Annotated in this window: 15 protein-coding genes and 1 pseudogene; 8 read left to right on the top strand and 8 right to left on the bottom strand. The window is 42.6% G+C overall.

Features of this window, described 5'->3' with window-relative positions; genetic code table 11:
• Positions 1–82: 82 nt before the first annotated feature.
• Positions 83–805 (top strand): annotated as a pseudogene (locus L6I86_RS29860) (ThuA domain-containing protein); the annotation flags it as partial.
• The gene (locus tag L6I86_RS29855; protein ID WP_276574915.1) at positions 779–1921 is read left to right on the top strand and encodes an aldose epimerase family protein; all 1143 of its coding nucleotides are present in this window, start codon (positions 779–781) and stop codon (positions 1919–1921) included. The pseudogene L6I86_RS29860 and the gene L6I86_RS29855, both read left to right, overlap by 27 nt.
• A gap of 607 nt (positions 1922–2528) precedes the next feature.
• On the opposite strand, the gene L6I86_RS29845 is transcribed toward L6I86_RS29855, so the two are convergent.
• Positions 2529–3098 carry a hypothetical protein gene (locus L6I86_RS29845; protein ID WP_236292121.1) on the bottom strand — a complete coding sequence of 190 codons (570 nt, stop codon included), beginning with the start codon at positions 3096–3098 and terminating at the stop codon, positions 2529–2531.
• Between the two features lie 9 nt (positions 3099–3107).
• Positions 3108–3230, bottom strand: a complete 123-nt coding sequence (locus L6I86_RS35740; protein WP_276574910.1) for a hypothetical protein — start codon at positions 3228–3230, stop codon at positions 3108–3110.
• A gap of 287 nt (positions 3231–3517) precedes the next feature.
• Here L6I86_RS35740 and L6I86_RS29840 point away from each other — a divergent pair, with 287 nt between their 5' ends.
• Together L6I86_RS29840 and L6I86_RS35995 are read left to right on the top strand one after the other, a co-directional pair.
• On the top strand, positions 3518–3997 hold the full coding sequence (locus L6I86_RS29840; RefSeq protein ID WP_236292120.1) for a hypothetical protein: 480 nt from the start codon (positions 3518–3520) through the stop codon (positions 3995–3997).
• Between the two features lie 803 nt (positions 3998–4800).
• Positions 4801–4983 carry a metalloprotease family protein gene (locus L6I86_RS35995; protein WP_420851952.1) on the top strand — a complete coding sequence of 61 codons (183 nt, stop codon included), beginning with the start codon at positions 4801–4803 and terminating at the stop codon, positions 4981–4983.
• A gap of 343 nt (positions 4984–5326) precedes the next feature.
• Here the strand turns inward: L6I86_RS35995 and L6I86_RS29830 are convergent, their stop codons facing one another.
• On the bottom strand, positions 5327–5758 hold the full coding sequence (locus L6I86_RS29830; protein ID WP_338113457.1) for a MarR family winged helix-turn-helix transcriptional regulator: 432 nt from the start codon (positions 5756–5758) through the stop codon (positions 5327–5329).
• A gap of 177 nt (positions 5759–5935) precedes the next feature.
• Between L6I86_RS29830 and L6I86_RS29825 the strand changes: the two genes are divergently transcribed.
• Positions 5936–7204, top strand: a complete 1269-nt coding sequence (locus L6I86_RS29825; RefSeq protein ID WP_236292119.1) for an amidohydrolase family protein — start codon at positions 5936–5938, stop codon at positions 7202–7204.
• A gap of 159 nt (positions 7205–7363) precedes the next feature.
• On the opposite strand, the gene L6I86_RS29820 is transcribed toward L6I86_RS29825, so the two are convergent.
• From L6I86_RS29820 to L6I86_RS29800, 5 genes are all read right to left on the bottom strand, one after another.
• Positions 7364–8470: a Ger(x)C family spore germination protein gene (locus L6I86_RS29820; RefSeq protein ID WP_236292118.1), complete on the bottom strand. Its 1107-nt coding sequence runs from the start codon at positions 8468–8470 to the stop codon at positions 7364–7366.
• Positions 8467–9576, bottom strand: a complete 1110-nt coding sequence (locus tag L6I86_RS29815; RefSeq protein WP_236292117.1) for a GerAB/ArcD/ProY family transporter — start codon at positions 9574–9576, stop codon at positions 8467–8469. The genes L6I86_RS29820 and L6I86_RS29815 overlap by 4 nt, the downstream gene beginning before the upstream one ends.
• Positions 9573–10904 carry a spore germination protein gene (locus L6I86_RS29810; protein ID WP_236292116.1) on the bottom strand — a complete coding sequence of 444 codons (1332 nt, stop codon included), beginning with the start codon at positions 10902–10904 and terminating at the stop codon, positions 9573–9575. Before L6I86_RS29810 ends, L6I86_RS29815 begins: the two co-directional genes overlap by 4 nt.
• Before the next feature lie 141 nt (positions 10905–11045).
• Entirely contained in the window at positions 11046–12431 is a 1386-nt protein-coding gene (locus tag L6I86_RS29805) for an MFS transporter (RefSeq protein WP_236292231.1), read from the bottom strand.
• A 295-nt stretch (positions 12432–12726) separates the two neighbouring features.
• Positions 12727–13443 carry a Crp/Fnr family transcriptional regulator gene (locus L6I86_RS29800; RefSeq protein WP_236292114.1) on the bottom strand — a complete coding sequence of 239 codons (717 nt, stop codon included), beginning with the start codon at positions 13441–13443 and terminating at the stop codon, positions 12727–12729.
• Between the two features lie 88 nt (positions 13444–13531).
• On the opposite strand from L6I86_RS29800, the gene L6I86_RS35990 reads away from it, so the two are divergent.
• The 3 genes from L6I86_RS35990 to L6I86_RS29790 are packed head-to-tail and all read left to right on the top strand — an operon-like array spanning position 13532 to position 14749.
• Positions 13532–13765, top strand: a complete 234-nt coding sequence (locus L6I86_RS35990) for a hypothetical protein (protein ID WP_420851950.1) — start codon at positions 13532–13534, stop codon at positions 13763–13765.
• Entirely contained in the window at positions 13753–13902 is a 150-nt protein-coding gene (locus L6I86_RS29795; protein WP_420851949.1) for a hypothetical protein, read from the top strand. Before L6I86_RS35990 ends, L6I86_RS29795 begins: the two co-directional genes overlap by 13 nt.
• A gap of 25 nt (positions 13903–13927) precedes the next feature.
• Complete coding sequence (locus L6I86_RS29790; protein WP_236292113.1) at positions 13928–14749, top strand: purine-nucleoside phosphorylase; 822 nt, start codon at positions 13928–13930, stop codon at positions 14747–14749.
• The last annotated feature ends 146 nt before the right edge of the window (positions 14750–14895 follow it).

The raw sequence follows: 14895 nt of genomic DNA, 5'->3' as shown, positions 1-14895 counted from the left end.
TACCTATGTTAATGACATGGCGGATGATATATGGAGGGATTATTCAATGAAAGTAAGGATTGGCAGTGAGCAGATGTTTGAAATGAAACCGATCCGCGTGACCATATGGAATGAATTTATTCATGAGAGAACAGACCCTGGGGTAGCTCGCATCTATCCAAAAGGCATACATCAAGCGATTTCTGCTGGTATTGAACCGTACGGATTTCGAACTCAAACGGCAACCTTGGATCAGCCCGAGCACGGATTAACGACGGAGGTGCTTAACCGTACGGATGTATTGATCTGGTGGGGGCATCTGGCTCATGATAGGGTATCAGATGAGATTGTCGATAGAATTCAAGCAAGGGTATTGCAAGGCATGGGACTCATCGTACTTCATTCTGGCCATCGTTCGAAAATTTTCCGGAGATTAATGGGGACTTCATGTGATTTGAAGTGGAGAACAATGGCGGAGCGGGAAAGGTTATGGGTTGTCGATCCTTCACACCCGATTACAGCAGGAATTGGCGAATTTATCGAATTGCAAACGGAAGAGATGTATGGAGAGTTTTTTGATATCCCAGCCCCTGAGGAGCTTGTATTTGTCAGTTGGTTTCAGGGCGGAGAAGTATTTCGCAGCGGTTGTACCTATAGGCGTGGACTCGGGAAAATCTTTTACTTCCGACCAGGACACGAAGAGTACCCTACCTATCATAACAAATATGTTTTGCGGGTTATTGCAAATGCAGTAAACTGGGCCGCGTCACCTCATGGAGCAGAGCCTGTATACGGATTCATGCGACCGCTTGAGAAAATAAATAAAGTCGGGCCTCCTTTACCCATTCAGGCGAACGCAGCTTTCGGCACCATATCCAAGCAATATTTCGGGAAAACCGCTGATGAAGAACCGATATATCTCTATACATTAACTAATAAACATGGCATGCAAGCCTCAATAATGACTTACGGCGGTATTATGCTGACTCTTAAAGTACCTGATCGCCACGGAGTTTTAGAAGATGTTCTTATTGGTTATGGGACGTTGGAAGATTTCTTGCGAACCGGGAATAAGCCATACTTTGGGTCGGCTATTGGACGTTATGCAAATCGCATTGCAAATGGCCAATTCAGTCTTGATGGCGTGACCTATCGGCTATCCGTTAATGAACCACCCAATACGCTTCATGGCGGAAAAAGGGGATTTAATAAAAGGGTATGGGCATCAGAGGAAGTCTATCACGAAGACGCAGTTGGAGTCGCGTTATACTATACGAGTAAAGATGGTGAAGAGGGTTTCCCAGGTAATCTTGGAGTAAAACTTACCTACACGCTGACAGACAACAATGAGCTAATCATTAATTATTCAGCTATGACAGATAAGAAGACCGTTGTGAATTTGTCCCAACATAACTATTACAACTTAGCAGGCGCGGGGAATGGGAATATTCTTGATCATGTGCTTACGATTCACGCCGACCGATTTACGCCGATTATGCCAGATCTTATCCCGACTGGGCACATTCAAAGTGTTGCCGGTACACCGCTTGATTTCCGGATCCCGACAACAATTGGTGCAAGGATCCACGCCCAAGATCCACAGATGAGGTATGCAAGAGGCGGTTATGATTTTAATTATGTCCTGAATCCAAGCGGTGCGGCTATGGATAAGGCAGCAAGTGTCTATGAACCGAATTCGGGCCGGATGATGGAGGTCTATACGACACAGCCAGCTTTACAGTTTTATTCAGGGAACGGTCTAGATGGAAGTGAAATCGGAAAGGGAGGCATAGCGTATAACCGGTATGACGGGTTTTGTCTTGAGACCCAGCATTATCCGGACTCCCCGAATCATCCCAATTTCCCTAGCACGGAATTGCTCCCAGGTCAGATTTACAAGCAAACGTCCGTCTATAAGTTTTCAGCAAGAGCAAGCAAGTAGAAGCTATGGTTGTGGTGCAAAACTCTAATTTATGATAACGAAATCGATAATGAAGTCATGGGATGGAGCAACTTACTTCGGCTTGGTTTCAAATCGTTTCTTACAGCGGTTCAAACGTTAAATGGAATTGAGGCTTTACATATGATAAGGAAAGGGCAGGCCGAAAATAATTCGTCTGTCCTCTCTGATGTTGAATGGCTCAATAAAATATTTGGTATTGTGGCATAGAAAACAAGGATTATAGTTGTGAAATAGTCCGGGCTGAAGAGTTTGTCTTTTCTAATCCAGTCATAGTTGGGGAACCAGTAGACGAGGATATATCTTCACATTGGTACATCATTGGCCATGATGGAAATGAAGACTACATTTCTATAGATCTTCATCCAGACCGATGAGGGAAATGTTACGATAGCTTCTGAGATAGACATGCAGTTTCAGGTAACTGTCCAGTAATTGCTAAATCATTCACTGATTATTGCTTCCCTATGATAAGGGTCACCGTACTGCATAAAGGATTGAGATATCGGAATAATAGAAGCGTGTTTTTAAACACTAGAAAGTACAAAGGAGTCAATAATGGAAAAAAGCGGACACAAAACGATTAGCCCTACTGAGGATCCAAAAGAAATGAATGATGATGAACCAACGATAATTCTGGACGGAAAGGCAACTGAAAAGGTTCCAATTGAGCCAAGTCTAATGGAACGAACAAAAGAGGTAATGGAGAACATAGGAACCGCGATAAACAGTATTTGAGTTGAGGCAGGTCTTTAACATAAGTTTTATCAATTGGATAACTTTTAAAAGAATTAACAACCCTAAGCACCGTCACGGTGCTTTTTTCTTTAGATTTAAGGACTGCCGCAACGAAGGTGGCCTTTACTGGTAGGATACTCTTAGACTTCAAAAATACTGCGCGCGGGAATGAGATAAAGTTACGACTTTCATTAGAGGTTAAAGCCCATACTAATAGTACAGTAAAAGGTGGATATTCAAATAAACTAAAGCAGAACGATAGTTCAATTAAACCGCTTTTAACATGAGGCGGCTTTGGCAATAGAAAAACTCCGTATTCAGGAACAGGAAGGCCATTTATTTTATCTTTAGTATGAAATGTACCGAAAGCATCGGACAACGAAAAGCCCTGAGGGAAAGTATCCCCGAGGGCTTTTATCATTTTTACCTATTACTGATTTTTGTGTTTCTTTTTTTCTCTGCTGCTATTTTGATTCGGTTTATTGTCATCTTGGTCTTTAGCGTGATTTTCTTGTTGCTTTTTTTGCTGGTTTGTTTCTGGTCGTATAGTCATGGATATTTCCCACCCCATCAGAGTAATTTGAAAACATAAATATTGTACTCATCTACGGAGAAATTTAAGCAGCCACTTTGTGCCAAAAAACTAAATCCCATCAATTAACAAATATGCTTCCATCGCTGTATCAAATACTATTGCCTGCACATCATCGCTATACACCATGTCTTTGACATCAATCAATGAACTCTTCAAAAAACTATTTGAGTTATTTAGTATAACTTTAGCTTCTTTTATAAATTATATTGTAGGGCACATCACCCAATCAAAGGAGGCGAATAAATTTGTATAACCAAAATAGTAACCAAGACAAAACTAAACAAGTAATTGACTCAGCAGCTCAAGCCGCAGCTAATAGTGTAACACAAGCAGCAGCAAATGCTGTAACACAAGCAGCAAACCAAGCATCGACTTCTACTCATGCACTAGCTTTAACTTCAAATGTAACAACTCAAGATCAAACTCAAAAAACAATTTACCCTCATCAAACAGCTCAACAAGTTGAGCAAGAAGCTCAGCAAACCATTCAACAATCTCAACAATTAAATCAGCAGGTTCAACAACAAACTCAGCAAGTAACACAACAAGCAACCCAAGCCCTTGAAACTGCGATTCAAGCGGATCAATTAGCGCAGCAAGCTCATCAACTTGCTGCTACAAGTGCACAACAACTACAACAAGCAGAGCAAGAGCTTCAACAAGCACAAAGAATTTTACAACAAGAACAGTCTATATCTGCAACAACAATACAAAATCTTCAATAAAAAGTAGAAGTTCTCTTCTTAAACCGAGGGGGACTTCTTTTCATTTAATATCTAAAAACTCTTCGAACACCGGCAGCTGCATCGCTCCCGACTTATACCCATCTCGATATTTCACTTTGCAACGCACGACAGGTTGAACATAAACATGATCCTTGCTCTCTCCGCTTTTGTACGCATATTTCGAGTTCTTCTTTTTAATAAATATTCCTTCAGGGCCATGTTGGCAACTGCTTACGTTTTTCTAAAGGCAGCCCAGTCACATTCATTGCCGCGGTGGTACAAGATACGGCGGATTGTTCAGCTCTGGATATTTAGCCGTTGCATTCGTGTTCTTCGTATATAAATGCATTTCATCCATGTTAGAAACAATCAAACGAATGCCGTCCCACTTGAGCTCCGCAAAAGTGGAAGAATCGTCAAAAGGTTGATTATTCCTGGCAACGATAGTTAAACATCTGAAAGGCTGCCGCCGTGGTAGCCCTACACTCCGCTAACGGGCAGTATGCGTGGTAACAGGATACCCTAATCATCCACGGCGGCAGCACTATATGAAGTTTGTTTATCTACTCCAAGTCATTACATTTATGATTGCATATTGTTTTGGAGGATGGCTCCCGCATATCAATACATTCGCTCTTATCTTAATAGGCATCTTTGTCTTCATCATTCACGAAACCCTTCACATTATTGTAATTAACAAAAAAGGTGACATTAGTTTAACGTTTAGCGGTATATTTTTCTAGCTACATACTAATGCAATTCTATCCAAACCGAGATTTTGGTACTTTATGAGCTTGCCTTTCATTGCATTATCGGTAGTGCCTGTCATTGTATCTTTTTTTGTATCGGAAGATATCAAGTCAATCCTTTTATTTATGAGTTGGATAAACTCTTTGATTTCTGTCTCAGATATCATTAATTCGTTTTTAATTGCTATTAAACCGAAGAACTCAGTATTTTGCAGAGGCTATTACCGCTTGCAATAGTATTGAGGCATGAATAAGTCTATTCATTACCCTAACGGGAGAACGATAGGACAATAAACAGGGAGCAGACTGCCTTGGCAGCTGCTCCCTGTTTTCATTTAAGTTTTCAGCATTAACTTGGATTCATTTATTAATCCAACATTGTCTAATTCAATGAAACCTTTTGAAGCATTTAATACAATACTAGGATTTGGAATGAGTTATTATTTACGCTGGTCATGTTGAAACAGGACACCGGCTGCCCAATTACGAGTTTTGAAATAAACTTATTATCCTCACTTAGTTTCCGTCGCTTATTTGATGGCAGGTGAAAGAACTCGTAATCCACTCGCTTGAATGGCTGTTATAGAGTCGCTTTAACTTTAATTAATAACTTCATGAAAGTATCGGTTTCTTCTTTGGTGAGACCCTGGGTAATGCTTCTTTCAACTTCCGTGAATATTTCATTGAATTCTTCAACGAGATCGGTTCCCTTCTTTAATAAATATATTTTTTTCTGTCGTTCATTATCTTCTGGAATTACCCGTTTGATGTAACCCTTTTTCTCCAACCCTTGAAGCATGCTGGTAATGGTAGCACCTTTACGGTTAAAGTGATCGGCCAAATCCTTCTGGATTACGCCGTTGTCCTGTTTTTCAAAAATATATCCCATCATCTGCCCTTGCTGAGAGTTCAGTCCCAACTCTGATAGTCGGGTATTCGCCATGCTCCTGATTTTCATTCCGATATCTCGGATCAAATCCGAGTAGGGGGTAAACAGAGATTGCTTCGACATTCTGTGTGGCTTCCTTCCTACAGTTAGGATTCTAATAATAAGAACATCTTAGTTTTCGTAATACAAATTGTCAACTTCTTAATATTAGAATTCTTTTTGTTTGATCATTGACAATTAGAGTTCTAACTGTTATATTTCAACCAATAAACATATATCTAATAAATGGGAGGAAACGCAATGATTACAGCGATCACTAACGCACGTATTTTTGATGGGGAGGAAGTTATCGGGGCATCTACAATCCTGATTGAAGGTGATAAGATCATTTCGGTTGGCGGTGAAATACCGGAACATGCAGTTATTATCGATGCAGAAGGCGGGACATTGTTACCGGGGCTGATCGACGCACACGTTCACACTTCCGTAGAAGGCTTGCGGGATGCTCTGAAATTCGGCATTACGACCGAATTGGAAATGATGGGCGGGTTTACGAAACAAGGCCGCGAGACCCAATTGAAAGGAATAGAGGATATCGCTGATGTGCGTTCTGCTGGAATGGGGGTCACAGCTCCTGGGGGACATCCTGATGAACTCATGCCAGGAGACGGGGAAATTCCGGAGTTCGTACGTAAAGAGCTAGAAAAAATGAGCGAGGAAGATCGAAACGCCATGTTGGCTGCTCATGCACATGATCATGGGGAAGCACCTACGGTAACGAATCCGGATGAAGCACTAGCTTTCGTGAGTGAACAAGTCAGGCAGGGTGCCGATTATATCAAAATTATGATTGAGGAAGGGGCTGTGTTAGCGGCACCTGGATTGCCTGTCTTAAGTCAAGATATTCTGAGAACAGCCGTAGAGGAAGCTCACCGACATAACAAGCTAGTAATTGCCCATGTGTTAACCGCCGAAGCTTCTCAGAAAGCGATTGAAGTCGGGGTTGATGGACTCGCTCACTTATTCATTGATCGCCCTGAAACCACCCCGGACTTGGTGAGAAGAATTGCAGAGTCTGGTGTTTTCGTTACGCCATGTCTCGTCTTAAATAGTTCGATTATAGGTAAGGCCGCTGTGGAATTGGCGAGGGACCCGCGCGTAAGCTCCAAGTTAAGTCCAGATTGGATCGATACTCTCAGTGCCAGCTTCAATACCTATCCGCAAGGCAGTATGGAAGATAACTTTCGGAATGTAATGGATCTTCATCGCGCAGGTGTAGATATCCTTGTGGGTACGGATGTATCCGTTCCGGTGCCAACGTTAGGTGGGCTTGCCCATGGTGCCAGCGTACACCATGAGATGCAGCTCTTAGTAGAAGCGGGTTTTACGCCTACAGAGGCCCTTCGTTCCGCTACTTCCGTAACTGCTCGCCGTTTCGGTCTGGATGATCGCGGTCGTATCGTACTGGGGGCAAAGGCGGACCTGATATTAGTCGATGGAGATCCAACGACGAGTATTGCAGATACGCTATCGATCCGTGAAGTATGGCACAATGGTAGGCAAACATAGAAATAATGGAATATTTCTTGATGTTTGTGTTGTTATACGCCCATCGTAACACCCGTTTTTGCGGAGTCAGCTAACGAATTGCTCTCCGAGGGAGTTTAGTGATATCGCAGGTCTCAACATGCATTGCGTAGCAAGCCGTTATCATTATGCGGTTTTGCCTTACTCCAAAAGGCCTCTTTTGACGATGTTTATGGTGATTTTGGGTTCGATGGACATTCCGGGATAGACCTTGTCCCATTGAATTGCTTTCCAATAGTGATAATGATGCGCTTTTACTTCCAACCCAATACCTAAGGCATCGCAATTGGCATGTTGTAGCTCCTTAATGACTTCCTTCGCCCTTTCGCTCAACTTTTGCTCCAATTGCGAGCCGAGTTTCTTCAGCATTTCATCATCGAAGTGAATATTATCGGGCACTTCTACTAGGTCACAAGTAAAGTCGGCACTTATAACCGCCCTTAAGGAGTCTTTGTCGTTTGAGACGGCAATTTTACGGTTGCCGTCTCGGTTCATGAACAGCGAAACAATCATGTTGGAAGAATTGTCCTTCTCAGTGATGGTAAAGTAATCAGGTTTGGATTTCGATAGCATAATGAGGCTCATGGAGGCATTGCTGTCAAGCTCGCCGGTCATCTGCTTGTTGTGGAATAGCGCGAGCCCCGATATTTTAGCCCGATCTACGCCAATTGGATTGACGATCGGAATCGTAGCGTCTGTACCGTGGTTTGTAAACATCGAATAAATTAAAAAAGGAGAGGCTTTCGGAATCAGACCGTTGTCTTCGCCACTCTGTAGCAATTCGTAAACATACTCACTTACCATCAAGCGATCCTTCGCTTTCAAGTGAAGTAACTTGCTTGCGGAATCATCCACGATCGCCATTTTGACATTGATCGGACTATGTGCTTCTCGGTAATACGACTCTAGCGCGGGATACAAACTTTTTTGTGCCAATCGTTTGTTGATGAGTATGAGGCGTGTTTTCCCAAAATCCAAATTTTGGGAAGCCGTTTTCTTAATTTCCGCGTAAGCTTCGTTGATCGTCCTTCCTTCAGCGCCAAGGATTGGCACAGCGACTTCGGATTGGGCTTGTTTCTTTAACTTAATGGTCGGAACGGATATAGAAAACAGAATCTTGCCGTTTTCGAGCAAGTCGAAGGCTTCTGCATCCTCGATCCGTATTTCCTTCAATTCGCGTTGGTCCCAGCACCCGGTCAACCCTGGAAGGAGGAGAACCAGGAGCAAGCTCCCTATGTGCGGCTTCATGTTCGAACTCCTTTCCCCCCTGATAGCCATCTTTTAAGGTAAATCATCATCAACATCATTGCTGGGATCCCGATTGCCGCTGCCGGTACATAAAGGGAGACGAAGTTTTGGAAGCGGGATAATTGCGAAACATCGAGCTCTCGTTGGCCAAGCAAGATCAAGACAAGCGCACAAACGAGCAGCGTCGGAAGTTTGATTCCCTTTTTGGGACTTGCGATGGCAGTCACCGAGGAGACAAACAGTAACAGATAAGTAGATAATGTAGTGATAATAAACAGGATCCAAACAGCCAGCACGATGATATCCGTTCGCTCGATGAGCTTAAACGATATCGTTTTGAACTGAAAAAGCAGCGGATGTCGAATGAAACTAATCACTTCAGAATTGAAGATAGCCATCGAAGCGAACACGCAGAGCATATAGATGGCTGTGATCGTGATATTGCAGAAAATCGCAATGCGCAAGATGGATTTAGATGGCATCTGAATACAAGGCGAAAGAACCAGAAGAATTTCTAAGCCTATAAACGACATCATACTTTGCCAAGTGCTATAGCCGATTTTTACTAAGCCAGAAGAAAATAGAGGCATCACATTGTGCAAATCAGCATCCTTGAGCGTATAGCAGATCAGCGCGATGAACAATGGAACGAACGCCGTGGCGAACACGGCGAAGCGGGCGAAAACACGTGGCGGTTTGGAAACGAGATAGGTACATCCGCCTATGAGCAGCAGTGCTAGCATCCAAGCTGGAATTTTCTCATAAGCCCATAAATGCGTTATAAAAATCCAACTTGCAAGGGCTTCATAGCATATGGTAAACGAATAGACGGCAAATGCCAGAATGAATAAGCGTCCTAAGTACGGGCCGAGCCGCTGTAATAGCATCTGGAACACGGTTTTGCTCCTGTCGTGCTGGCTAAGCATCCAGACCAGGATCAATAGAATGGTATTCAAAAGGCCGCCGAACAAGCAGGCAATCCAGCCGTCTGGCCCGGCATTGGCGTTAACCGCATGCGGGAGAGATAAGACCCCAAGACCGAATTGCGATTGGAACAACAGGCAGAACAACTGAACGGGACCGATGGGCATATTCACGGTCTTCATCGTTTGACGCTCCTGACCGTTAAACAGTACGGGACGCCGTAGGGTTCCAGGGCAAGGAAGTGGATGAGGATGATGACAAATACGAACATCATACCGTAAAAGCCCAAGATTGTTGCCCCGATAATAAGTGCGAACTGTATCATCGTCGTTGAGGAGCGTAACTCCGTCGATGGAATCGCAAACTTCCCGATCGTCGTAAGCGCGATGATAACAATAAGGATGTTGGACACGAAACCAATTTGGACGAGTGACTCACTGATGGTGATACCGCCGACGATACCCGTCATCTGAGCAAGCGTCGAGGGAAGACGGAGAGTGGCCTCAGCAATGAGCTGGAAAATCATAATCATGAGAAAAACTTCAAATATCGGGGGGTAGGGCACGTTTTCCAGGGAGCTCTTGATGGTGTTAACCATCGAGAACGGAAGGACTTCATAATTGAAGCCGACAATCGTGATATAAAGACTTGGCAGAATTAGGCCGAACAGCAATCCAAGTACTCTGACCATCCTCATTAATAACGAGGGAAAAGTACCTTGTATGAGGTCGTCTGCAGCCAACATGAACGTATAATAAGAAACGGGCAGGATAAGGCATGCACTACTTCGGTCGCAAAGCACGCAGATTCTTCCGCGGGCCAGCAGAGCTGCCGCGAAATCGACGCGTTCTGTGCTGAGGGTTTGCGGAAAGATGGAATACTTGCTTTCCCGCAGCTGCTTCCGAATTAGGCCGGGGTGCAAGTCGTGTGATGATGACATGGATGATATACGGTTAGTTGCAATATTTACAATCCCCGTATCGGCTGTTCCATCCAACCATACCATGGCGACTAGACGCTTGGCGTTCGTGCCCAGCTTGAAATAACGCACTCTGAGTTCACCAGTGGACAGATGTTTACGAACCAGATTCAGATTTGTCTGCAAATGCTCAACGAAACCGTCTCGATTGCCCGCTAAGGAGCGCTCATTCACTGGCTCCTCTGGAGAGCGGCTGTTTTGCTGACTGACATCGAAGCTGTAGCAGTGCCCCGCTGCTTCGCTGCAGATTATGGCGCTGCCTTCGAGCAGAGCGTCAACAGCATCTTGCACCGAGAGGCAGGGCTTTACTTTGGTGGCGGTCAGCAGTTCTTCCATGCGCATCGCCACTTGCCCATCATTGGACTCACGCTGTAACTGCTTCAGAAGGCTAAGTTCAATTTTTGCCTTGTCGCACATCGTTTCCAAATACAGAAGCACGGCTTTATCTTCGCCCATATTCAGTTCTCGAATGATAAAATCGTCGGTATGACATAGGGCTTCTTGAATTAAAGCGATATCAACGGTTGGCAATATTTCCCCCTCCTTCTTGGCTTATAATGACCAGAATTTAGGAATTCATTCATTGGGAGGAGGTAAACCCTCCAATTTCTAGCGAGACTAGAATCAAAAAACTTGGGAGGGTTTTTATTATGCTTGCAAAACAAGGTGATATTACTTCGCTTTTCGTCCTACCAATACCCAGTACAAAGATAAACTCAGAAGGGAAATGAGTACGAGAATGAATAGGATATTACTATACATGGACGCATTCAAATTGTTTGTAATTCCTAGGAAGCTTGTTCCCAGTGAGGAATGGTCCATCATTGCTGCAGTATAGGCAATTCCGATTGACATTCCGATACTAAGTGTCAAATTATAAAATCCGACAGCTGTTCCTGTTTTTTCTTTTTCAATCGTACGAATACAAGAATCAATTAATGGTGCGTACATGAATGCAAATGAGCTAGAGAATAACACCATGGAGATCACGAATATAAAAACCGAAGTTTGTATAAAGAGTGCGCCTAATAATAAGCTTACCACAATACAAGACATCGACATTGTAATGCATTGCTTGCTTCCCAGATGTTTCGCAATTTTTCCGGAAAGAGCCCCGACGATCGTAGCTCCGATAAAGCCAGGAATCATTAATAGTGAAATAGTATCTAGCTTCAAGCCAAATACCTTTTCAAGCAAGAATGGAAATAAGAAGATATAGGCTAACTGTACAGAATAAATGACAAAGGCAACCCCAAGCAAGGAGATAAACTGAACATTTTTGAAGAATGATATACCAATAAACGCTTTTGAGTTTTTACTGATAAAAACAAGGAATAATGTAACTGCAACAAGAAATAAAATCAGATAGATCCAATTGAAATCGGTAATATACAGGAGTAGGGCTGCTGAAAAGGTTCCTACAAGGAAGAATCCTAGTACATCGACATGACTGTTTTTCCCTTCTTCCTTAGGAAGATACTTTAAAATAAAAGGTATGGTGAAAAGAGTTACTAAAGAAATTAAAAATAGAGATGTCCAATGGAAATACGTAGAAACGTAACCGCCAGTCAATGTACCAATAAGCTGAGATAGAGCAAATCCGCTAGTACTTAATCCTAGAAATTTCTTTTGTTCATTGGCAGGCATATGTTTGGATATAAAGATAACATACAATGTTTCAGCTGATGCTAGACCTGTCGTTTGGATAATTCGTGAGATCACAACGAGCAAATACGAATGTTGAAACAAATACCCCAAGACTGAACCGGTACATATCAAAATGATCCCAGCGATAAAAAGTTTTCGGATACTAATGGAATCCGCCAGTGCAGCGTAAACCACTGCCCCGATTCCAATCACAAGGCCAGTTAGGGTTGATTGCCAGCTGACTGCTGTCGCTGAAATATGGAAATCCTTTGCCATATCAACAGAAACGATTTTAAACGAATTATCAATAATTAAGCATAGTAGAAATAAAAGTAAGGTAACAGGTACAGCTTTCTTAATATTAAATTCCTGGACTTTTTTCATGCGCACTTCTGTAGTTATAGTAGACATAACTGTATTTTCTCCTTTTTGTTGTTTCTTTTTTGAGATTTTAGAAAGCGCTTTCACAAGGCCCAAAACAGATTCTGCAATTTCTCTGTCTTAGCTTCGATATGAAAATTCATGTCAATTGCTTTCTATGGTTGTAACTATTTCTTAAGATAACGATACAAACACAGCATAGCACAATGTAATTTCACATTCAGTTATCGCTTTCACAACATATTTGTGAACTAGTTAACAGATAAATCGTTAAAGCGGTAACTGAAATATTAAACCTGCAAGGTTATATTGATTCAAGACATGTCTACTGGTTGTCCCATATTCTAAGCTCTGGAATCTCTTCAGTGTTCTTGCAGATCGATTCAAGTTTACTCTTATTTAAGATATAAAAATATTTATTCCGAATATCGAGAATTTCCTCATCTTGAAAATCTGACAGGGTCTTGGATATGGATTCTCTAGTAACTCCGATCATATTAGCCAGGAAAGACTGATTTATCTTTAGATCTATTTTAAAAATGCTATCTTCCTGCTTCCCAAAGTTATAGTACAGATCCGTGATTAAATTTGCTGTTCTTGTTCGAACATCATAAAACGACAAATAGCGAATTAATCGATTGAGTATTCGAATTCGCTCAATCAGGATCGTATAAGCATTTTTTAGAACAGAAGGATATTGCTCCACAATTCGAAGAAAATCTTGCTTTTCTATTTGCCAAGCTGAAACATTCTCCAAAGCTTCAACAGTACTAAGTCGATAATTATGATTGGATAATGCTTCGGACTCACCTAAGATTTCACCAGGGGTAGCAACTTTAAGAATAATTTCTCTATCCTCGCTTATGCGATACACTTTCAGCTTCCCTGATCGAATTAAGTAAACTTCTTGACTAAGATCATTTTCAAACATGAGTACATGGTTCTTTTTAAATTGACGCTCCTTCAATAAAGATTCGATATGCGATAAGGAATCCTTAGGAAGACCTGAGAAAATCGTAATATCAGAGAGGTTAGTGATCATCGGTTTTAGATCCTTTCATTCTATTTCTTTAGTATTTTAGTTCAGAGGTAAATTTATACCAGCATTCAAGACTGGAGGCAGAAACGATATGATTTTCGAACGTATTAGTGTGATTGTCCTCGATAGTGTAGGCATTGGCGAATTGCCAGATGCAGCCAACTTCGATGACCAAGGAAGTCATACGCTTGATCACATATGTCAGCAAGTTCCTGAGATCAAATTGCCAAATCGCCGCGATCCACAGGGGTATGCGGCTTGTCTAGAAGAGTTTGATCAATATTTACCTGAACGGATCATACTCGCGAATATGTGCCCATTTTGATCTACAACCCTAAGCTCTCGTCAATTGGTATAAGAAACACTTATGCCGATCTTGCTGCAACCATTGCTGAAAATTTCGATGTCCCCAAGACAGACATTGGGGAAAGCTTTTTGAGTCTTTTAATGATCAATAATTAACGTTGAAGAGAGAGGTTAAAAACACATGAATAATGTTAAGCAGAAAATTCAGGAGGCCGCTTCGCATATTGAGAATATGATTGGATTTCAGCCGCAAATTGGGTTGATCCTCGGTTCCGGGTTGGGTATTATTGCCGATCTGGTCGAAGAAGCAACAGTCATCCCGTACCATACCATTCCGCACTTTCCGGTCTCTACGGTGGAGGGGCATGCGGGAGAATTGGTTGCAGGGAAAATAAAGGGGAAACCCGTTGTTATGATGAAAGGGCGATTTCATTTATATGAAGGATATGATGCCAATTTTGTGACGTTTCCGGTACGCGTCTTGAAAGCGATTGGCGTAAATCAACTTATCGTCACTAACGCAGCAGGCGGAGTGAATAAGGATTTCGAGGTCGGTGATCTGATGCTCATGTCCGACCATATTAATAACATGGGAACGAACCCGCTTATCGGCCCTAACGATAAAGAGCTAGGTCCTCGTTTCCCGGACATGAGCCAGCCCTATAGCAAGCGCTTGATTGCACTGGCTCACAAGGTTGCAAACGAGATCAGCTTCACCTTCCGCGAGGGTGTATACATGGGCAATTTAGGTCCTACTTACGAAACGCCTGCTGAAGTTCGTATGGCGAGGGCGTTAGGAGCCGATGCAGTTGGCATGTCGACGGTTCCGGAAGTCATTGTTGCCAAACATGCTGGTATTGAAGTGCTTGGCATTTCATGCATTACGAACAAAGCGGCAGGCTTAATAGAGCAGGCGTTATCCCATAATGAAGTGATGGAAGCTGCTGAGAAAGTGAAACCGAAATTTTTGAAATTGGTTCTCGGTATTATCGAAGCGTTATAGAAAAGGAGAACCGGACTACGAGGAGGAGGGGGAGTTTATCCCTTGATTACGGGGATGGGAGGAATCTGAATGACACATCGAATTCTGGTAGTAGACGACGAAGTAAAGTTATGCCGGAATATCGCCATCAAATTGGGACGCTGCGG

It is taken from the genome of Paenibacillus allorhizoplanae (assembly GCF_927798215.1).
In the GTDB taxonomy this organism is placed as follows: Bacteria; Bacillota; Bacilli; order Paenibacillales; family NBRC-103111; genus Paenibacillus_E; species Paenibacillus_E allorhizoplanae.
This window is presented reverse-complemented; position numbering and strand designations above follow the sequence as displayed.